Source organism: Streptomyces sp. SP18BB07 (genome assembly GCF_036322545.1).
GTDB lineage: Bacteria > Actinomycetota > Actinomycetes > Streptomycetales > Streptomycetaceae > Streptomyces > Streptomyces deccanensis.
In genome coordinates this window covers 104,367-125,424 of the sequence record NZ_JAQYWT010000295.1, presented here as the reverse complement: position 1 = coordinate 125,424, position 21,058 = coordinate 104,367, and the positions used below count along the sequence as shown (strand labels likewise).

Genomic DNA, 21,058 nt, shown 5'->3' with positions numbered 1-21,058 from the left:
AGCAGACAGCCGGCCCGGAAAGATTTTTTCGAGTTAAAGCCGCGAGCGGGAACGTTTTCGGCCTGGTTGGATGTTGACCCTGGTACGACAGCTCGTCGAGCTAGAGAAGAGGCGACGTGACTACTGTTCTGACCCCCGCGACCCCGCTGACGGCCGCTGACCGATGCGACCGCTGCGGCGCCCAGGCCTATCTGCGCGTCGTCCTGCTGAGCGGTGGAGAGCTGCTGTTCTGCGCCCACCACGGCCGCAAGTTCGAGCCCGAGCTCAAGAAGATCGCCGCGGAGATACAGGACGAGACGGAGCGGCTCACGGCCGCTCCCGCGACCGCAGAAGAGGACGAGCGCTGACGCTTCGCACCTGACGACGAGCCGCCACCGGCTCGAGGCCGGTGACCGGGCGGCCACTCCCGCACACACGGGGTGGCCGCCCGCTCTCGTTCCGCACCCGCAACGGCGCGCCGCCGCGTAAGGCGCCTCAGCGCCGCTTCAGCGGCTCTCTGCCAGCACCCGGGCCACGTACGAGCCCCTGGTGTAGACGCCGGGATTCCCGGCGAGCCCACAGCCGCTGCCCCACGACACGAGGCCGATCAGCTTCCCCCGGGCGACCAGCGGTCCTCCGCTGTCCCCCTGGCAGGCGTCCCGGCCGCCGTTCTGCTCCCCGGCGCACACCATCGAGCCGGACTGGTACCGGCCTTCCGTGCTGCCCGGGTAGGCCCGCTCGCAGACGGTGTCGGCCAGTACCTCCACCGAGGCGGCCCGCAGGCCCTGTGAGTAGTCCCCGGCACCCGTGGTGTCCCCCCAGCCGTAGACCGCGGCCGGCGTGCCCGGCACGTACGCCGCGTCGCCGGCGCCCGCCAGCGCGATGACGGAGTTCTCGGGCAGCGGTGCGGCGAGGGTGACCACCGCGAAGTCCCCCGCGTTCGTATAGGGGTCGTACTCGGGGTTGACCCAGGCGCCGCTCACCGGGACCTCCTCGCCCTCGGCCGACTGCAGCTCGGCGCGACCGGCGATGACCCGCAGATCGGGGACCCGTTCCGGCGGACCGCCCAGCACGCCTTCGCTGAGGCAGTGGGCGGCCGTCAGCACCGTCGTGGGGCCGACCACGACACCGCCGCAGAACTGACCGGCCCGCGTACCTCCGAACCGGTCACGACTGGCCAGCGCCACCGTCCAGGGCGCCTGGGAGATGTCGACCGGATGACCCCCGATGACGACCTCGGCCGTCGCCGGTGGCGGTGACACCAGCGGTATGACGGCCGCGGTGGCCGCGACGGCCAGCAGTCGGGCGAACGATCGACGCATGCGCGCTCCTCACTCCGGGTCTTGGATGGCACACCCAGAGTGATCCACCGGATCGGCTTTCGCATGCCGCACACACGCCGAAGGCCCGGCTCCTTCGAGGGAACCGGGCCTTCGGACCGACCACGCGCGCCGGTGGCGTGCTGCCTAGTCGAGGTAGTCGCGCAGGACCTGCGAGCGGGACGGGTGACGCAGCTTCGACATCGTCTTGGACTCGATCTGGCGGATGCGCTCACGCGTGACGCCGTACACCTTGCCGATCTCGTCGAGGGTCTTCGGCTGACCGTCGGTGAGACCGAAGCGCATGGAGACGACGCCCGCCTCGCGCTCGGAGAGCGTGTCGAGCACGGAGTGCAGCTGCTCCTGAAGGAGCGTGAAGCTGACCGCGTCGGCCGGGACGACGGCCTCGGAGTCCTCGATGAGGTCACCGAACTCGCTGTCGCCGTCCTCGCCCAGCGGGGTGTGCAGGGAGATGGGCTCGCGGCCGTACTTCTGGACCTCGATGACCTTCTCGGGGGTCATGTCGAGTTCCTTGGCCAGCTCCTCCGGGGTGGGCTCGCGGCCCAGGTCCTGGAGCATCTGACGCTGCACACGCGCCAGCTTGTTGATGACCTCGACCATGTGCACCGGGATACGGATGGTGCGGGCCTGGTCGGCCATGGCGCGGGTGATCGCCTGACGGATCCACCAGGTGGCGTACGTGGAGAACTTGTAGCCCTTGGTGTAGTCGAACTTCTCGACCGCGCGGATCAGACCGAGGTTGCCCTCCTGGATCAGGTCCAGGAAGAGCATGCCGCGGCCGGTGTAGCGCTTGGCCAGGGAGACCACCAGACGGAGGTTGGCCTCCAGGAGGTGGTTCTTGGCGCGGCGGCCGTCCTCGGCGATGATCTCCAGCTCGCGCTTGAGCTTGGGGGCGAGCTTGTCCGCGTTGGCCAGCTTGTCCTCGGCGAACAGACCGGCCTCGATGCGCTTGGCGAGCTCGACCTCCTGCTCGGCGTTGAGCAGGGGGACCTTGCCGATCTGCTTGAGGTAGTCCTTGACCGGGTCGGCGGTGGCGCCGGCGGCCGCGACCTGCTGGGCGGGCGCGTCGTCCTCGTCCTCGTCGGACAGCACGAAGCCGGCGCTCTCGGTGCCCTCGGGCTCCTCGCCGGGCTTGCCGCCCGGGGTCTCCTCGAGGACCTCTTCCTCGATCAGCTCGACGTCGTCCTTCTTGGCCGTCGTCTTCTTGGCCGCCGTCTTCTTGGCGGCGACGGTCTTCTTGGCGGGGGCCGCCTTCTTGGCGACCGCCTTCTTGGCGGCGGCCTTCTTGGCGGGTGCGGCGTCCTCGGCGGAGGCGTCGGCCGCGGGCACCGCGGGGGCGGCTGTGGCGGTGGCCTTCTTGGTGGTCACCGTCTTCGCCGCGACCGTCTTGGTGGCGGTGCGCTTGGCCGGACTCTTCGCTGCGACGCTCTTTCGGGTGCGCTTGGGCTCCGCGGCACTGACCATCAGCGTCACACCCTCTTCCTCGAGGATCTGGTTGAGGCTGCGCAGTACGTTCTTCCACTGAGTGGCCGGAATCTGGTCAGCTTCGAAGGCCCGACGCACATCGTCGCCGGCGATCTGCCCCTCAGCCTTTCCCCGCTCAATGAGCGCCATGACAGAGACGGACTCGGCGATCTCCGGCGGGAGCGTACGGGATGTGCTGGCCGACACGAACAACCTCTCGGAACGTTGGAAAACGGCTTCCGGCCCCGTCCACTGCGGACAGGAGCCGACCACCGGCTTGGGAGTGGGCCGACGGTGCGGGCGGGGGCCGGGAAGAGGCACAGCGCCGTGAACGGCGTCCGTATTCCCTCCGCGGCTGTCACCTCTTAGGTCATCGCGCTGTCCCCACGAGCGTTACGCCCAATCTGCGTGGCCCGAGTCACACCCCGTAAGCACTCAAAAGCGGTCAGATACTGCCAGAGGTAATCGATCAAGGCCACAACCGGTTCTCTTCAAGTGAGTACCCGATCGATCCCCGAATGAACTCCTCGGTGTGGATCACCGCCCTCGGCAGGATCCGGCACCCTCTTCGGGCACGAGCGTCGCGCCGGGACACACCGCTCCCGGCAGGCCCACCGGGCCGACCGGGACGGGACGGGGCGTCCCGGCAGCACGGGTCGCCCCCTCGCTCCGGTGTCGTGCCGCCGGACCCCGCCGAATCCCAGGAGGATCCGATGGGGCCCGGCGGCACGGGTCCGCCGGTCGAGCGACGCCACGGAAGGGGCCGGCACCCCGGCCGCGCTGCCCTGTCCCGCTCCGAGCGCCCTCAGTGCTCGCGCGGCGCGGGCACCACACGTTCCACCTCGGGGTGGACGGTGAGAAGTTGCCGCATGGCAGCCTCGGCCGCCCCTCCGTCGCCCGCGGCGAGGGCGTCGACGATCCGGGCGTGATGGCCCAGCGCCGACTCGGTCGGCCGGTCACATCCGGTGACCGGTCCGCCGGAGACCTGGAGGGCCGCGGAGACGATGCCGGAGAGGTGCTCCAGCATGCGGTTGCCCGCGACCTGGATCAACAGCGAGTGAAACTCGGCGTCCGCGCGTGAGAACGTCAGCGGGTCGCCCTGGGCCATGGCGTGGCCCATGAGCTCGACCATGTCGCCGATACGCTGCTGGACGTCGTCACGACCGTGTCCGGCGGCGAGGCGGGCGGCGAGCGGCTCGATCGTCCAGCGCAGTTCGCTGAGCTCGCGCCGCTGGTCGTCACGCTGCGGGCCGAAGGCCCGCCACTCGATGATGTCCGGGTCGAGCAGGTTCCAGTCGCTGACGGGGCGGACGCGCGTGCCGACGTTCGGCCGGGCACTGACCAGGCCCTTGGCCTCGAGGACGCGCAGGGATTCACGGACGACGGTGCGGGAGACCTCGAACCGCTGGCCGATCTCCTCGGGCACGAGGGGGCGATCCGCGCCCAGGTCCCCGGAGACGATCATCTGGCCGAGCTGCTGGACGAGTTGGCCGTGCAGGCCGCGGCCGCGGCTCCCGGCGGCACGTCGGCCCACGCGCCCCAGCTCGGGGTCGGCACCGTCCCACGCGGGGAGGCCCACGCGGTCGACGCCGGGGTGCTCGGCGAAGGGGTAGCGGTCGAGTTCGCCCGGTCCTGCGAGGCCGGAGTCGGCGGAGCGGGCGGCGGTCATCATGGTGTGCGCAAGGGTACTCACGCATCCTTTGTCGGCTGCGTTCTCAACTCCCTTGAGGTCTTTGGTGAAAAGCACACGAAAGGGTGATCGCTCACCCCGTCGCAATTGACGCCTTATCGGAAAGAAATGGGCGTTCTACGAGGAGTTGTGCGCATTGCGTCGGCGGAAGAGCACGGACGGTGAGCACGAAAGGATGGCGGCGGTCATCCGCGGACCCGGCCGCGCAGGTTCGTGACGACGTAGGCCCCCAGCAGCGCGGTCAACGACAACAGCAGCGCCCCGCCGACGGGTTGGGCGATCGCCCGCGCCACCGCTTCCAGATAGCGCTCTCCCCCGAACGGCCACTGCACCAGCACGAGCTCGCGCAGCCGCATCGGAAACCCGATCGCGCTGCGCACGGACGATCCCTCCAGCGCCTTCTGCACCAGGGGTACGACAAGGAGGGGCACGGCGACCACGGCGGCGAGCCCCGCGGACGTGGAGCGGAAGACCCCCGCCGCGAGCACCCCCGCCCAGGCGCACCCCACGACGAGCCCGACCCAACTCGCGCCGAGCGACAGCCAGTCGGCGGGGACGGAGATGAGCTCCGGCCCGTAGACGAGGTAGAGCACTTCGAGGTCGCAGCCCACGGCGAGGACCGCCAGGAGCACCGCGGTGGCCGCCGCGACGAGGAGCTTCGCGACCAGTAGGCCCAGGCGACGCGGCACGGTGCCACGGTCCGCGGCCAGGGCGGGGTGGCGGAACTCGTCACCGAAGGCCATGGCCCCGAGCAGCCCCGAGCCGATGGCGGCGGGCGGCAGCGGCAGCTCCCGCGGCCACGCGGCCAGCAGTCGCGGCTGCGGGGTGTGCCCGATCCGGGCCAGGACCACCGCCATGAGGGCGGACGTGACGAGCACGGCCACGGCAGTGACATACGCGGTGCCGACCCCGCCCGCCCGCCGCAACTCGTATCGCAACGGACGCAGCGGGCTCGGCGCCGACCGCACGGTGATGGGCGGCGGGAGCAGCGCCGGCGAGGGGGGCAACGTGCCCGTCTCGGACGGACGCGCGTCGGGCGGCGCGGTGTCGACATCGGCCGCGAGGGCGGTTCGGGGCTCGTCGTCGCCCCCCGCTTCGCCATAGGCCGACTCCAGGGTCTGCGGCTCGCTCGCGAACGTGCACGCCCGAGGCTCCTCGGCGGCCGCCCGGTGCGTCTCGAGCGGCCCCCGCTCCCCTCGGACCGGGTCGGGCGCGCCCTGACCCCACTCCGGATCGTCCTCGACCGCCACCGGCGGCATCTGCGGAACGGGACCCATGTCACCGATCTCGTCCGCGAGTTGGTGCACCAGGATGCCGTGCCGGAACGCGACCTCCCCGATCTCCGCACACGTACTGCCGTACACCGACAGCCGGTTGCCTCCCTCCGGCACGATCTCCACGGAACGCCGTGCGGTCCGGGCCTCCTTGGTGAGCAGCGCCTCCAGCCGGGCCGCGTACGGGGTGCGGACGGCGACCCTGGGTCGCAGCCGGGTCCGGGAGAAGTCGGCGACCTCCTGATCGGCGACCAGCCTGCCCTGTTCGAGGGTGAGGACCCGGTCGGCGGTGCGCGCGGCCTCCTTGGGGTCGGCGGTGGTGAACAGGACCGTGCCGCCCTGGTCCGCGTGCGCCCGCACGATTCCGTGGAGCCACCGGCCTTCACGGACGGCCAGCCCGTCGGCCGGCTCGTCCAGCACGAGGGTGTGCGGGTCGGACAGCAGCGCACAGGCCAGACCGAGGCGGCGGTCCATGCCCCGCGAGAGCGTGCTCAGCCGCGCGTCGCGCAGACTGACCAGGCCCACGACCTCCAGGACTTCGTCGGCCCTCCGCGTGGGCACCCCCGCGGCCGCGCACAGCATGCGCAGATGGCCTCGGACGGTGCGGGCCGGATGGCCGGGCACTTCGCCGAGGAGCACGCCCACCTCGCGCGAGGGGTGGGCGATGCGGTGCAGGGGTCGCCCTCTGAAGTAGGCGACGCCACGGCCCTGTTGAAGTTCGAGCAGGAGTTTCAGCGCTGTCGACTTACCCGCCCCGGGGGCCCCGAGGAGTGCGGTGACGCGACCGGAGTGCGCCTCGAAGGACACATCGTCGACGGCGGGCGGAAACTCCTTGCGAGGGTTGCTGGTCAATCCGATGGCCTGGATCACCCTAGGCAAGATAGCGCGGTATGTCCGTTTTTTCGGGCACCTTGAGGCTCACCGCACGGCCAAGACAGCCGAACGCGGTGGAGAGGGCCCGGGCCGCGCGTGCGTCAGACCTCCGGGCGCAGCATCGGCGGGTTGAGGAGGGTGGCGCCGCCGGCGCGGAAGAGCTGGGCGGGACGGCCGCCCTGCCGCGTGGTGGTGCCGCCGGTGGGCACCAGGAAGCCCGGCGTACCCGTCACCTTGCGATGGAAGTTGCGTGGATCGAGGGCCACCCCCCACACGGCCTCGTAGACACGCCGCAGCTCGCCGACCGTGAACTCCGGCGGGCAGAAAGCCGTGGCCAGCGAGGAGTACTCGATCTTGGAACGGGCGCGCTCCACCCCGTCCGCGAGGATCTGCGCGTGATCGAAGGCCAGCGGCGCCATCGGCTCGCCGTCACGGCCGTAACCGCCCTGCGCCAGCAGTTCCTCTACGGGTGCCCAGCGTGCGCTGTTGGCGTCCCCGCCCGGCCGGGGTGCGGGCAGGTCCGGGGCGAGGGCGAGATGGGCGACGCTGACGACCCTCATCCGCGGGTCGCGCTTCGGGTCGCCGTAGGTCGCCAACTGCTCCAGGTGTGCGCCGTTGTCCTGCGCGGGCTCGGACGGTTCGTGGGCGGTGAGCCCGGTCTCCTCCGCCAGCTCCCTCGCCGCCGCCTGCGACAGATCCTCGTCCGGCCGGACGAAACCACCGGGCAACGCCCACCGCCCCTGGAACGGCTGCTCGCCCCGTCGCACCGTCAGCGCACAGAGCGCATGGCGACGGACGGTCAGTACGACCAGGTCCACGGTGACGGCGAAGGGCGGATAGTCCGACGGGTCGTAGGGCATGCCGCGATCATAGTCGTCTGCCTGACGATAAACACTCCCTTCAGGGTCGCTTCCCCACTTGATCCACTTCTGTCCGGTACCGGTCCCGCGGACCGACCGCCAACCTCGTGCACCATGCGCCGTCTGCTGTTCCCTCGCACGTCACGGGAGGTCACACTCCCAACTGCAGTCCATCGGCCGCCTCCTCGACCATCGCGAGCCCGAGCCTGCTGACTCGTACGGCGAACGGAGCGCCCGCGACACGCAGTCCCGTCATCCCGATCTCTCCGAGCGGCGCGCTGCGCACCGGCCGCAGCGTCACCGTCCCTGCGGGGGCGTCGGGCCGGATTCCGACGAGGGTGGTGAGCAGCAGCACCCCCGCGGCCGCGGCCGTCGCGGCCGGTCTGCAGGACGCGGGGTGGGGCAGCGGGGCGCTTCCCGCCGTCCGCTGCTCGCCCGCGTACATCTCGGGCAGCCGACGGTCGAAGCTCTCCGCCGCCGCCAGCACCCCTCGCAGAAGCGCGCTCGCCTCCTTCTCGTACCCGGCGGCCGCCAGCCCCGCCACCGCGATCGCCGTCTCCTGCACGCGGACGGCGCCGCTGCGATGGCCGAAGGGGTTGTAGCCCGTTTCTTTCGCCCCCAGGCTCCGCAATCCCCACCCTGAGTCCATGGCCGGCCCTCCGAGCAGCCGCGCCAGCTGCTCGGTCCGCACCTTGTCGAGAAGTCCGGGGGCCTGCTCCCCGGCACCCAGCAACCCGGTGTCGAGAAGGTGGGCGGCACCGGCACCCAGATGCGGCACGACACGTCCGTCCGGGGTACGGGCGGCCGCGGGTCTGCCGCCACCCCGGTCCTCGACCCAGAAGTCCACCGCGAAGCGGGCCCGCAGTTCTCTCGCCCAGTCCCGTAGCTCGGCCCCGCCCGGTCGGCCGTACGCGTCGAGGAGGTCCGCGCCCAGCAGCGCTGCCCGGTGGGCGTGCGCCTGTGTCTCGCAGCGCAGCGGGCCCCCTGGGCGCGGGTCGGGCAGATAGGGACCGCTTCCGACAGCGCCCCGCAGCCACCGCAGGCAGCGCTCGGCGGCGGGCAGCAGTTCCTCGGTCTCCTGCTCGGGGAGTCCCCACCTCCTGGCCTCCGCGAGGAGCACGGGGAACAGGAGGGACGCCTCGGTGCCGGTGCAGCCCGGCGGCAGATGCGGGCCCGCGTCCCGTCGAGGGCCCGGGATCATGCCGGACTGTGCTTCCCGGCCCACGCGTTGGGTGCGGGCGAGGGTGCGCAGGGTGCCGGCGGCGAGGCGGGTGCCCAGCGGCAGCGTCATCCGGGCAGCGGCCAGTGCGTCGGCCGGGGCCATGCCGCAGCGCCAGGGCGCGCCGGCCGCGAGGTGGGTGTCGGACGGGTTCTTCGGGTCGCGCAGCAGGAGGGCTTCGAGGTCCTCCAGGCACGTGTGCAGCAACGACTGTGCCGTCGGGTCGTCGCCCGCCGCCCCGGCCTGGGAGAGGGGGCTCGTGGCCCCCCGTCCCACCGGTCTGATGGGACCCGCGCCGGCCGGTCGCACCCGTAGCTCCACGCTGCGGGTGCCGCCGGGCGGCAGCTCCAACTCCCAGCGCAGCAGCCCCGCGGAGGCCAGGGCGTCGGCGGGCGGCGGATGGGCTGTCACCGTGGAGTGCCCGTGCGGACTGGACCAGCGGAGGCCGGAGTCGTGCACACTCGCCGGCAGTTCCGGACCGGCGCTGCCGGAGGCGACGGCGCCCAATTCCGCGAGATCCGTCCCCAGGGACACCTCGACGGGCAGGCGCATTGGACGGCGGGCCGTGCTGTGCAGAGTGATCCGCTCGGTGCCGTCGGCATACCGTGTGCGTTCGACCATGACGTCCGGGTCCGGCCCCGCCTCGGTGGACATCCGCAGCGTCGCCATGAACCGGGCTCGGTCGGCCGAGACCATCCGCGCCTGCACGGCGAGCGGTTCCCGTCCGGCCACCCTCACCTGGCAGCGGGAGAGCATGCGCCGTCCGGCACGGTAGAAGCCCTCCAGTCCCCGGCCGTTCAGTTGGCCCTGCTCCGTCGAGATCGCGAGGCCCGGCAGGGCGACACAGATCAGCGTCGTGTGGGCCGGTGGCAGCTCCGCTGGGCGGCGGGGAACGGAGGGCGACGTCTGCGGGGGCGAAGGGCTTCCGGTGGCCGGATGCGGCACCCCGGTCGAGCCGCGCGCGGCGGGCACGGCTGGCATCGCGGGCACCGGGCCGCTCCGCACCGGTGGGCGTGAGCCCGAGCTGCGGGGCGCTGGACTGCGGATGGCCGTGCGTGGAGCGCCGGTTCCCTCCCCGCCGCCCCGGGCGGCGGGGAGGGCCGACCTGAGGAAGGACGGGACGTTGTCGGCATCGGACATGGAGGGCAGGGGCATGGAGTGGCTTCTTCTGTCTTCGGCGCGCGTGGGGTGCGCTCGGCACCAGGTGGGGAGCCGGAGAGGGACGGGGTGCGACGGCAACGAGGCCAGGCCACGGGTACCGCCACTCAGGTGAACGGAGCGGCTCCGCTCCGGGTCACGCCCCGGGCCCAGGAAGCCGAGTGTCCAGAGACTGAGCGAGGTGGCTGCGACGGGCTTGTAGGGGAACCGCGCGCTCAGCCACGCCCCGATCCAGAACAGCACCCCCCTCCACGCCCCGCGCCGCTTCGGCGCGCTCACGTCTCCCCCTCGGTGGTCTGGCCACCGCCACCGCGGCGGGCCCGCGCCCGGGCGCTCGCGCCGTCGGCCGTGCTCCCCGGTCGTCGGCCGGCAGGTGCCTTGGCGGCAATGGAGCGCGATCGGCGGGGGTGAGCGGCGCCGGGTGATCGCCGGACGGTGCGGGTGTCGGCGCTCCCGTCCGGGTGTGCCCTGCGCCGGCGCCGGGGGCCCGTAGCGGCGCAGGGCTCGGCCGAGGTCGACTGCGTGACCGGACGCTGGCCGGAAGGGCTCTCCCCGCCGTCGGCACCGGCACCCTCACTGACCGCGGCCCCGGCGGCACCCTCACTGCCCCTGGTGCCGGTGCCGGCGCCGGCACCGGAGGTCGACGTCAAGCCGCGTCCCCTGCGCTCGGCGCGCAGGCAGCGGCGAATGGATTCGGGGTCGAGGCCTTCGTTGCAGGCCTGGTGCAGGAGACGGGCGAAGAGGTAGTCGGGGTCCGCGGCGAGAGCCATGGCCAGGGCCTCACGGGCCTCCAGTTCGTCCCCCGAGGACCAGGCGACCCAGCCCACCAGCGTGAGCGGGGCGGCGGCATGCTCGCCGTAGGGACCGACGCAGCGGCGGGCGAGGGCCCGCCAGAGCCGGAGGGCCGGGCCGGCGTCGTCGCCCTCCATCCATTCGGCGGCGCGGTCGCGGGTGGCGCGGTCCTGGAGTCCGAGGATCAGTGTGGCCGCGTCCTCGTGCCCGACGAGTTCGTCGTCGTGCAGGTCCGCGTCCAGTGTGCCGTGGACGGCCGGAGCGGCGGCCAGGCGCTCGATGACGCGCTGCGCCACGGCGAGGGTCTCCTCGGCCACGTCCGCGCGGCTCTCCGCGTGCAGAATGCGTGGGACGAGCGCGGACTGCGCGGCGTCGAGGGCGGCTTCCTGCTGCAGCGCGGCTGCGGTCTCCCAGGGCAACAGCCTGGCCCTCATCTCCTTGAGCGTGCCGCGCACCTGGAGGCCCGCGTAGGTCGCGGCGGCGGCCAGCACGGAGGTACCCGGTAGGCCCATGGGCTCTCCGTCGGCGGAACAACATCCGTTGCCGGGACAGCAGTAGGACCAGAACCGACCGTCGGAGATGCACAGGGCCTCGACGACCGGCACGTCCAGGGTGCCGCAGGCCCTGCGCAGCAGTTGGGCGAGGGGTCGCAGGCGTTCCATGACGTCGCGTGGCGATTCACCGCTCGCCGGGTCCTGGCAGAGGAAGGCGACCATGCTCTCCGGCCTGGCTCCTCGACGCTCGCTTCCGGTCACCAGCCCGTGGGCCAGTTGTTGGGCCACGGACGGCCAGTCGTCCGTCTGGGCAGGGATGCCCAGACGTGCGCGGCCGCCGAACCGACCTCGGGCGTCCTGGTCATGCAGTGCGACGAGGACGATGCTGTCCTCGGGGCGATATCCGAGCAGGTAGGGCAGGGCGTCGGCCAGCTCGGCAGGGGTGCGGAGAGTCACCTGCTGGCCGTCGGGAGGTCCGGCGGTCGCTCCGTGCCCCAGGTAGGCGGAGGGCTCGTCCCTTCCCCCGCATCCGTTCTGCCCGCTGATGTCACTGTTGCCGGAGGTCCCGGCCGCTTCGCTGTGATTCGTCATGCGGCGACCATCTCGCGGATCTCGAGATTCCGCTTTGCCCTGTGGATAAGTCCGACCATGACCACGTCAGAACCTGTCCACAGTTCGCTCCTCTCGTTCGCGCGATGTCCGAGGCATCGGGTTGCATGGGGCCATGAGCGACGAAGACCTGCCCCCCACGGACCGCCAAGAGCTGCGTACGGCCGCCGACACCGTGCTCGCCCGACTCGTCGGCGCGTCGGCGGGCGCCGCGCGACTGCGCGAGGACCAGTGGCACGCCATCGAGGCGCTGGTCGCGGATCAGCGCAGAGCCCTGGTGGTGCAGCGCACGGGCTGGGGCAAGTCCGCGGTGTACTTCGTCGCGACCGCGCTGCTGCGCGAGCGGGGCGCTGGCCCCACCGTCATCGTCTCCCCGCTTCTCGCCCTCATGCGCAACCAGGTGGATGCGGCCGCCCGCGCCGGCATCCACGCGCGGACGATCAACTCGTCGAACACCGAGGAGTGGGACACCATCCGCCAGGAGGTCACCGCGGGCACGGTCGACGTGCTCCTGGTCAGCCCGGAGCGGCTCAACAACCCCGACTTCCGTGACCAGGTCCTGCCCGAGTTGGCGGCCGCGACCGGGCTGCTCGTGGTCGACGAGGCGCACTGCATCTCGGACTGGGGTCATGACTTCCGCCCCGACTACCGCCGACTGCGCACCATGCTGGCCGACCTGCCGCCGGGAGTGCCGGTGCTCGCCACGACCGCGACAGCCAACGCGCGCGTGACGGCCGACGTGGCGGAGCAGCTCGGCACCGGCGGCGGCACGGACGCCCTGGTCCTGCGCGGGCCGCTGGACCGCGAGAGCCTGAGCCTCGGTGTGCTCGAGCTGCCGGACGCCGCCCACCGGATGGCCTGGCTCGCCGACCACCTGGACGAGTTGCCGGGCTCCGGGATCATCTACACGCTCACCGTGGCCGCCGCCGAGGAGGTGACCGCGTTCCTCCGCCAGTGCGGGCACACCGTGACGTCGTACACCGGCAAGACGGAGAACGCCGACCGGCAGCAGGCCGAGGAGGACCTCCTCGCCAACCGGGTCAAGGCCCTGGTCGCCACCTCTGCTCTGGGGATGGGCTTCGACAAGCCCGACCTGGGGTTCGTGGTGCACCTGGGCTCGCCGTCCTCCCCCATCGCCTACTACCAGCAGGTGGGCCGCGCGGGTCGCGGAGTCGAGCACGCCGAGGTGCTGCTGCTGCCCGGCAAGGAGGACCAGGCGATCTGGGAGTACTTCGCCTCGGTCGCCTTCCCTCCGGAGGAGCAGGTGCGCCGGACCCTGGACGTCCTGGCACACGCCGAGCGACCGCTGTCCCTGCCCGCCCTCGAACCGCTGGTGGAACTGCGTCGTTCCCGGTTGGAGACGATGCTGAAGGTCCTCGACGTGGACGGCGCGGTCCGCCGCGTCCAGGGAGGCTGGGTCTCCACCGGCGTTCCTTGGACGTACGACACCGAGCGCTACGCCTGGGTCGCCAAGCAGCGCGCGGCCGAGCAGCAGGCCATGCGCGACTACGTCACGACGCCGGGCTGCCGGATGGAGTTCCTGCGACGGCAGCTGGACGACGAGGAGGCCGCGCCCTGCGGGCGGTGCGACACCTGCACCAAGCCCAGGTTCGCGGAATCCGTCTCCTCGGCGGCGCTGGACGCGGCGCGCGGCGAGTTGGGCCGGGCAGGGGTCGAGGTGGAGCCCCGCAAGATGTGGCCGACCGGGCTGCCGGCGGTCGGCGTCAATCTGAAAGGACGTATTCCGGCCGGTGAACAGGCGGCTCCAGGGCGAGCGTTGGGGCGGCTGTCGGACATCGGCTGGGGCAACCGACTGCGGCCGATGCTCGCGCCGCAAGCCCCGGACGGGCCGGTTCCGGACGACGTGGCGAAGGCGGTGGTGGCCGTACTGGCCGACTGGGCGAAGGGCCCCGGCGGCTGGGCCTCCGGGCAGACCGACGCACAACCCCGACCAGTGGGTGTCGTCACCATGGCCTCCCGTACCCGGCCGCAGTTGATCGGTTCCCTGGGCGCGCGGATCGCCGAGATCGGGCGTCTGCCGCTGCTGGGTTCGGTGGCGTACACCGGCGCGGTTACGCAGGTCACCCGCAGCAACAGCGCACAACGGCTCAAGGCGCTCGACGGGGCGCTGACCGTGCCACCCGAACTGGCCGCCGCGCTCGAGGAAGCGGACGGGCCCGTTCTGCTGATCGACGACGCCACGGAGACCGGCTGGACCCTCGCGGTCGCCACGCGCGTGCTCCGGCGCGCGGGCGCACAGGGGGTGTTGCCGCTCGTGCTCGCCGTCCGGGGGTGACCGACCGTCAACCACGCGTGAGTTCCGTGCCGCTTGGGCGTTGCGGGCGCGTCCCATGCGCAGGGATATAAGCGGTGGATCACCACAAAACTGCCAGTGGCCCCAATTGCTCGTTGCCGCAACCAAGTTCGCCAGGAAGAATTGGGGTCCGCTCCCCGCACGGCCCACTCGTGAATCGGTAGGGCTTCTGCTGCGGCGTGCGCTCCCCCAAGTCCGACCCTCGCCCGCTGTGTGGGCGCGTAGCCGAAGGGAGGATCGTGACCTTCGGATTCGCTCCGTCCTCGGCGGCTTCCGTGTCGACCTCTGCCGACCTCTCCGCCACTTCCGCCAACCGGTTGCTCGAGCCCGCGGAATGGGCCGCCGCAGGGATTCCGCTGCTGCGCAATCCCCGGGAGGTCGTCAGCGGACTGCACGCGCGCCATCAGCCCCGGCCCGCGACGGCGGTCATCGCCGTGCTGGATCCGGACGAGCGGTTGAGGGCGAGCGCCTCGTTCGTCCGGCGTCCGGCCCCGGCCGACGGCTGGATGTTCCGCAACGCTCTCCTCGCCCAGCTGCGCCGGGTCATTCCGCACGATCTGCGCCGGCGCACCCCGGTGCGTACAGCCGTGCTGCTCTACTGCCGTGACGGCGACGCGCGTTGGACGGAGGAGGACGGGGCGTGGATGTGGGGGCTGCGGGACGCCTGCACACTGCACGGGCTGCGCTGCGGGGCGTACATCACACTGACACGTGACGGCTGGCAGGTCCTCGGCGAGGGCCGAGGGGGTCGCCGTCCCCACGCGGACTCACCGGCCGAGCCCTTCGCCACGGCTGTCGCGCCGCCGCCCATGCCACGCACCGGTGGCGTCGCGTCGGAGGTACTGCGCCGAGCCGCGGCGCGCTGAGCCGCAGGCGCTCCGAGCCTCATCCGCTCCGAGCCGCTTCGGCGCCCGGCCCGGACCAAGGGAATGCCCGCCCAGGCCAAGCGAATGCCTGCCCAGACCCAGCGAATGCCCGTCCCGGGCACCCACACGCCCGCAACCACCCCCCGCCAGAGTCCGCGGGATGCAGCCACACGCCGAGCACGGGGCGACATGGCTCCGCACCCCCGCCACACGTCCACGGCATCCGACCGCACCGCACCGCACCGCACCCACAAGCTGAGCGTTGCTGAGCCGCGGCACGGCAGCGCAGTAACGCCCACCACGCGCCTGGCGATTCACTCCCCCACAACGCCGAAACACCCCGCAGGCACGCCGAAGCGCCCCATCACGGGGTGTGGCCGCAGTGCCACCCAGGTCGCCCCCGGGCACACACGGCTCCCCGGCGGGCCCTCGCGGGCCGACCGGGGGCGGGGTCCGCAGTCGCTCAGACTCCGGCGCCCAGCACCGAGTTGATCGTCTGCGGGTCGCCGCACACGATCAGCAGGGTCCGGGCCCGGCCGAGGGCCTTGGGCAGCGCCTGAGCGGTGACGGCATCGGTTCCGCCGTTGACGGCGACCACGACGACGGGACGCGGCGCGGCCCGGTCGGTGGCCGAGGCATCGGCGTAGAAGACGTCGTCGCCCGCGTCGTGCTGCGCCCAGTAGGCGGCCTCGCCGAAGGAGAGCTCGTGGTCGGCCCACGGATGCGACTCGCCGGTGGTGATCACCAGCACGTCACCGGGAGCACGGCCCGACTCCAACAACAGGTCGACGGCTTCCTCGGCGGCGTCCAGCGCACCCTCGGCCGAGGCCGGGATCAGCTGGATCTGCGGGGTTGCGGCAGGAGCGGACGGCCCGGGCTTGGCCGCGGCGTGAGCCGCGCGCTGGGCCGGCACCGGCCGGGCAGGACCCGGACGACCGGGACGCGGCGGAGCCGCGGGACGGGGACCGGGTACGGGACGGGGGGTCGGCGCGACCCGGCCGCTGGCCGGAGTGGCACGCGGGCCCTGGGCACTCTCGTGAATCTGAGGCTCCTCGGGAATGAGAGGCATGAGCTGATGTTTATCAAACGTCGGTGCGACACGCGTCGGCGGGTGGCACATGAGTGCGAACGAATCCGTCAGAAATCGAAGCCGAGCTGACCCTCGATCTCCGGAACGCTTCCGTCCGCCCAGTTGCGGGCCTTCTTGAGGTGCCGCCACTGGGGCAGCGCATCAAGATACGCCCACGACAACCGGTGGTACGGGGTGGGGCCCCGCTCCGCCAGCGCGGCCTTGTGGACAGGCGACGGATACCCGGCATTGGCCGCGAAACCGAAGTCTGCATGGTCGACACCCAGTTCGGCCATCATTTTGTCGCGCTGAACCTTGGCGATCACCGAGGCGGCCGCGACGGCGACACAGGACTGATCGCCCTTGATCACCGTACGGACGCGCCAGGGTGACCCCAGGTAGTCGTGCTTGCCGTCGAGGATGACCGCGTCGGGCCGTATCGGAAGGGCCTCCAGAGCCCGCACGGCGGCCAGCCGCAGCGCGGCCGTCATGCCCAGGTCGTCGATCTCCTCCGGAGAGGCGTGACCGAGGGCGTGCGAGGTGACCCACGTCAGCAGTTCCGCGGCGAGCGACTCGCGTCGCTTGATCGTCAGGAGCTTGGAGTCGGTGAGGCCCTCGGGCGGTCGGCGCAGTCCGGTGATCGCCGCGCAGACGGTGACGGGGCCGGCCCACGCTCCGCGCCCCACCTCGTCGACACCGGCAATGACCTTCGCTCCGGTCGTGGCGCGCAGCGAGCGCTCGACGGTGTGAGTAGGTGGTTCGTACGGCATGGCGCCCTTAGCCTACGCCGCCCGCGTCCCCGCGCGACACCCAGGTTTCCCGGGGCAACCGCGCCCCTCTCACCGACTGCGCTCAGGCACCTCACCGGCGCAGCAACGGAACCATCAACCGGTCGATCATCTCCTCGATCTCCCGCTCGCTCCATTCGCTCCCGCACATCTTCGAGCGGTACATCATCATGGCCGGAATCGCGTCGAAGACATAGCCGTTGGCCGCGTCGGGCCGCACCTCACCCCGCCGAATTCCACGCTCGACGACCTCGCGCAGCAGCTTGACCGTCGGCTGCACGACCCCCTCGATGATCACGCCATGGAAGCGCTCGGCCTGGATGGTGTCGCATTCGTGAATCACCGACCGCAGAGCGAACCCGGGGCGGGAGAACATCGCCTCACGTGCCTGACGGCACAGCGCCAGCAGATCCTCGCGCACGCTCCCGAGGTCGGGCGCCTCTTCGAAACGCGGCAGCCCGGCCTGCAGGGCGTCGGCGACCAGGTCCTCCTTGGAGGGCCAGCGTCGATAGACCGCCGCCTTGCCCGTCTGGGCGCCCGCGGCGACTCCCTCCATGGTGAGGCCGCTCCAGCCGACCGTGCTGAGCTGCTCCAGCGCGGCGTCGAGGATCGCACGCTCGAGCACGGCGCCGCGCCGACGCGGGGAGACCGTCGGGGCGGGAGCGGTCGTCCAGCGCGAAGTGACCATCTGTGTTTCTCCGTTGAGCCAGGGGGCGGGGGTGCCGAAAGCGGAAGCGGACGGACGACGCGGACCGCGGCGGCGACTCAATGAACGCTTGCGTTCACTAAGGGGGACTCACTACCGTGGACGCGTCAGTGAACGCGAGCGTTCACTAAGGCACTTGTGGGGGACCCATAGTGACAACCTCTCCGTTGATTAAGGATCAGAAGCCGGGAGCTGCCCGCCGGGAGGGGCGCCCCGGCATCGCACTCACCGTCATCGCGGCCTGCCAACTCATGGTGGTACTCGACGCGACGATTGTGAACATCGCCCTCCCGCACATTCAAGACGCGCTCAAGTTCAGCACCACCGACCTGACATGGGTGGTCAGCGCCTACACGCTGACCTTCGGCGGTCTGCTGCTCCTGGGCGGCCGGGCCGGTGACATCCTCGGCCGCCGCCGGGTGTTCATGACCGGAATCCTGGTCTTCACGCTCGCCTCGCTGCTCGGCGGGCTCGCCCAGGAACCCTGGCAACTGCTCGCGGCCCGCGCCCTGCAGGGCGTCGGTGGAGCGATCGCGTCGCCGACCTCGCTGGCGCTCATCACGACGACGTTCCCGGAGGGACCCGAGCGGAACCGCGCGTTCGGCGTCTTCGCCGCCGTCTCCGCCGGTGGCGGCGCCATCGGTCTGCTCGCGGGCGGCATGCTCACCGAGTGGCTCGACTGGAGGTGGGTGCTGTTCGTCAACGTGCCCATCGGTGTGCTGATCGCCGTCCTCACCCCGATGTACATCAGCGAGTCCGAGCGGCACCCGGGACGGTTCGACATCGCGGGCGCGCTCACCTCGACCGCCGGTATGGCCTCGCTGGTCTACGGGTTCATCCGCGCGGCGGAGAACGGCTGGCGCGACGGCCTGACCATCGGTTCCTTCACGGCAGCGGTGGTTCTGCTGCTGGCGTTCGGCCTCATCGAGAGGCGTGCGAGGGAGCCCATCACCCCGCTGCGGATGTTCACCGACCGCAACCGCTCGGGCACGTACGTGATCATGCTGAGTCTCGCGGCGGCGATGTTCGGGATGTTCTTCTTCATCGTGCTGTTCGTGCAGAACGTGCTGCGCTACACCCCGATCGAGGCCGGTCTGTCCTTCCTCCCGGTGACCGTCGCCATCGTCACCGGCGCCGGTCTGTCGCAACGGTTCCTGCCGGTGCTCGGCCCCAAGCCGTTCATGGTGGTCGGCTCCACGCTCGTGGTGCTCGGCCTGACCTGGCAGACCTTCATCAGCCCCGACAGTTCCTACGTCGGTGGTGTGCTCGGTCCGATGGTGATCTTCGCCTTCGGCATGGGCCTGAACTTCGTGACCCTCACCCTGACCGCCGTGTCGGGGGTCGCACCGCACGAGGCGGGCGCGGCGTCCGGTCTGCTCAACGTCACGCAGCAGGTGGGCGGCTCGCTCGGCCTGTCCATCCTCACGACGGTCTTCGGTACGGCGAGCCGTGACGAGGCGGAGAAGCAGGTCCAGCTCTTCATGGCCCAGGCCACGGACGCACAGAAGGCCGAGTTCGCCAAGACCCAGCAGTTGCCGGCTCCTTGGAGCCATGAAGTGCTCTCCCAGGGCATCTCGACGGCTTTCATACCGGCTGTCGCGATGGCCGTACTCGCCCTGGCCACCGCCGTCCTGGTGATCAGGGTCCGCAGGAGCGACCTGGAAGCCCTCTCCGGCACGGCAGGACCCACCGCCGGAGGCTGACGGAACGGTCATGGGAGTGGCCGCACATCGGCCGGATCACGCCCTGGTCCACGAAGTCCAGGGCGTGATCCGGCCGTGCGTGGGCCGCGACGACTCTCAGCGGTAGAACTCCGGACCCGGCTCACCGCACGCCGGTCCGCTCGCGTCCCCCACCGGCGGACGCTCGTCCAAAATGCGCCTGGCCTCGGCCTCGCCCCAGCTCGTGGCGTACCAGGGGACGTGCTGCCGCTCGTCCAACTCCTCCTTGATGTCCCACAGCGCGCACGACCGCATGGGCTCCGCCAGCCGGTCCAGGGCGGGCACCGCGTCGGCGGACAACCCTCGCGCGTAGGGCAGGTCGAAGCGGCCCGTGGTCTCGTACCGCTCGACGTTGCGCTCGGCGATCAGCCCGTCCGGCGACACCAGCCCGAACGCGAGCACCACGGCGGCCGCACTGGCCGCGACGGCGCGCGGCAGCCATCGGGCGCCCCACACACCGGCGGCCATGATGAGCACGATGACCAGGCCGAGCCAGAGCTCCATGGTCAGCACCGAGATCCTCAGGCGCGTCAGCCCGTAGGCCTCCACGTACATGTCCATACGCCGCACCGCTGACGCCACGACGACGAGCGCCAGCGCGCACAGCGTGCCCAGCACCCCGCGCACGAGCGTCCGGTCACTCGATCGGGTGCGTGGCGCCCAGCGCAGGGCGACCACGATGACCAGCAGGGTGAGCAGCGTGGCCATGAGCAGCTGCCAGAAACCCTGGCGCGCGTACTGGGCGTAGGTCTGGCCGGTCTCCTTCAGGACCGCGTCGTAGCCACCGAAGAGCACGGCGAGTTGAACCGCGTTGAAGACTGCGAAGAGCCCGACGAGTCCGACCAGGGGCAGCGCCCACTCGACGCGGCCGCGGGCACGCCCCGCCGGCACCTGGACGCGGTCCCACCGGGCGGGTGCGGCCGCTGTACGGGCCGCCGCGAGGGTTCCGAACAGACCCAGTGCGAGCAGCAGGATCCTCCAGGGTCCGTCGTTCACGGAGACGTCGGGCACCAGAGCGCCGAGCAGATCGGCGAAGGCCGCGTCGGCCCCGGCGAACAGCGCGCCGAAGACGACGAGGAGGCCCGCGGCCACGAGAAGCGCCCTCAGCAGAGGCGCAAGACGGCTCCGGTCGCCTCCCATCCGCTCGCGCAGGCCCTGCCACGCCCAGGCCGCGCCGGTGACCAGCGAGGTGAAGACACCGACGGGTCCGAGCAGAACGGCCGGCCAGGTGCGGCCGCCGTGCAGGGCGAGCGAACCCACCGCGAAGGCGGTAACGACGGCCAGGAACGAGGGCCACTCGGCGGCTCGCAGCGCAGGCACGGTCAGCAGAGCCAGCCCGCCCGCGCCCCAGACGAGGGCCCACGGGCGAGGACGCCGGCCCGCCCGGCGACCCGCGAAGTACACGGCGAGCGTGGCGGGCACGGCGACGAAGACCAGGTTGACCGCCAGCCCGTCGCCCAGCAGGAACATGCTGAGCAGGCCGGCGGCCAGGGCGGCCCACAGGGTCGCGGTACGGATCGGCGCGGGATCGCCGGGCGCGAAATCGATCAGTCCAGGCCGGGCGGGCGACGGTCCGCCCGGTACGGGTGCGGGTTTAGCAGGTATGGGTGCGGGTCCGCCCGGTATGGGTCCGGGTCCGCCCGCCTTGCCCGCCGCTGTGGCGTCGGCAGGTGCCGTCGGCCGGGACCGGTCCTTGTCCGCCCCCGCGCGAGCCCTCGGCAACGGGTCTTCGGATTCCGGTGTGGCTGGTACTGACGGTGTTTCCGGTGTACCTGGTGCTGACGGTGTTTCGGACATGGGCCCCCTCCCCCGACCGGCCCTCGCCGCCCACCGTACGCAGCA

General features: G+C 71.8%; 15 protein-coding genes. 4 read left to right on the top strand and 11 right to left on the bottom strand.

Going from position 1 to position 21,058, the window contains the following annotated elements; all coding sequences use genetic code 11:
• The first annotated feature begins 116 nt into the window (after window positions 1-116).
• Complete coding sequence (locus tag PUR53_RS16890; RefSeq protein WP_013000244.1) at window positions 117-347, top strand: DUF7455 domain-containing protein; 231 nt, start codon at window positions 117-119, stop codon at window positions 345-347.
• 138 nt (window positions 348-485) lie between these two features.
• Here the strand turns inward: PUR53_RS16890 and PUR53_RS16885 are convergent, their stop codons facing one another.
• From PUR53_RS16885 to PUR53_RS16855, 7 genes are all read right to left on the bottom strand, one after another.
• Complete coding sequence (locus PUR53_RS16885) at window positions 486-1,301, bottom strand: S1 family peptidase (RefSeq protein ID WP_329900214.1); 816 nt, start codon at window positions 1,299-1,301, stop codon at window positions 486-488.
• Window positions 1,302-1,445: 144 nt separating this feature from the next.
• Window positions 1,446-2,990: an RNA polymerase sigma factor gene (locus tag PUR53_RS16880; protein WP_275593188.1), complete on the bottom strand. Its 1,545-nt coding sequence runs from the start codon at window positions 2,988-2,990 to the stop codon at window positions 1,446-1,448.
• Between the two features lie 598 nt (window positions 2,991-3,588).
• On the bottom strand, window positions 3,589-4,476 hold the full coding sequence (locus PUR53_RS16875; RefSeq protein ID WP_329900213.1) for a FadR/GntR family transcriptional regulator: 888 nt from the start codon (window positions 4,474-4,476) through the stop codon (window positions 3,589-3,591).
• Between the two features lie 182 nt (window positions 4,477-4,658).
• Window positions 4,659-6,617: an ABC transporter ATP-binding protein gene (locus PUR53_RS16870; RefSeq protein WP_329908751.1), complete on the bottom strand. Its 1,959-nt coding sequence runs from the start codon at window positions 6,615-6,617 to the stop codon at window positions 4,659-4,661.
• A 104-nt stretch (window positions 6,618-6,721) separates the two neighbouring features.
• Entirely contained in the window at window positions 6,722-7,480 is a 759-nt protein-coding gene (locus PUR53_RS16865; protein ID WP_329900211.1) for an NUDIX hydrolase, read from the bottom strand.
• Window positions 7,481-7,631: 151 nt separating this feature from the next.
• On the bottom strand, window positions 7,632-9,680 hold the full coding sequence (locus PUR53_RS16860; RefSeq protein ID WP_329900375.1) for a glycogen debranching N-terminal domain-containing protein: 2,049 nt from the start codon (window positions 9,678-9,680) through the stop codon (window positions 7,632-7,634).
• Window positions 9,681-10,132: 452 nt separating this feature from the next.
• Window positions 10,133-11,734, bottom strand: coding sequence for a DUF4192 domain-containing protein (locus PUR53_RS16855; RefSeq protein ID WP_329908749.1), 1,602 nt, complete (start codon window positions 11,732-11,734; stop codon window positions 10,133-10,135).
• Between the two features lie 133 nt (window positions 11,735-11,867).
• Here PUR53_RS16855 and PUR53_RS16850 point away from each other — a divergent pair, with 133 nt between their 5' ends.
• On the top strand, window positions 11,868-14,048 hold the full coding sequence (locus PUR53_RS16850; protein WP_329900209.1) for a RecQ family ATP-dependent DNA helicase: 2,181 nt from the start codon (window positions 11,868-11,870) through the stop codon (window positions 14,046-14,048).
• Between the two features lie 257 nt (window positions 14,049-14,305).
• On the top strand, window positions 14,306-14,932 hold the full coding sequence (locus PUR53_RS16845) for a hypothetical protein (protein ID WP_329908748.1): 627 nt from the start codon (window positions 14,306-14,308) through the stop codon (window positions 14,930-14,932).
• A 463-nt stretch (window positions 14,933-15,395) separates the two neighbouring features.
• On the opposite strand, the gene PUR53_RS16840 is transcribed toward PUR53_RS16845, so the two are convergent.
• The 3 genes from PUR53_RS16840 to PUR53_RS16830 all read right to left on the bottom strand — a co-directional run bounded on the left by PUR53_RS16840 (window position 15,396) and on the right by PUR53_RS16830 (window position 17,477).
• A complete protein-coding gene (locus PUR53_RS16840; protein WP_329908747.1) occupies window positions 15,396-16,001 on the bottom strand; it encodes a hypothetical protein in 606 nt (201 codons plus the stop codon).
• A gap of 68 nt (window positions 16,002-16,069) precedes the next feature.
• Window positions 16,070-16,771, bottom strand: coding sequence for a ribonuclease HII (locus tag PUR53_RS16835; protein WP_239757652.1), 702 nt, complete (start codon window positions 16,769-16,771; stop codon window positions 16,070-16,072).
• A gap of 91 nt (window positions 16,772-16,862) precedes the next feature.
• Entirely contained in the window at window positions 16,863-17,477 is a 615-nt protein-coding gene (locus tag PUR53_RS16830) for a TetR/AcrR family transcriptional regulator (RefSeq protein WP_329900206.1), read from the bottom strand.
• A gap of 170 nt (window positions 17,478-17,647) precedes the next feature.
• Here PUR53_RS16830 and PUR53_RS16825 point away from each other — a divergent pair, with 170 nt between their 5' ends.
• On the top strand, window positions 17,648-19,198 hold the full coding sequence (locus tag PUR53_RS16825; protein ID WP_329900205.1) for an MFS transporter: 1,551 nt from the start codon (window positions 17,648-17,650) through the stop codon (window positions 19,196-19,198).
• A 96-nt stretch (window positions 19,199-19,294) separates the two neighbouring features.
• Here the strand turns inward: PUR53_RS16825 and PUR53_RS16820 are convergent, their stop codons facing one another.
• The gene (locus PUR53_RS16820; protein WP_443080314.1) at window positions 19,295-21,013 is read right to left on the bottom strand and encodes a DUF4153 domain-containing protein; all 1,719 of its coding nucleotides are present in this window, start codon (window positions 21,011-21,013) and stop codon (window positions 19,295-19,297) included.
• Window positions 21,014-21,058 lie beyond the last annotated feature (45 nt).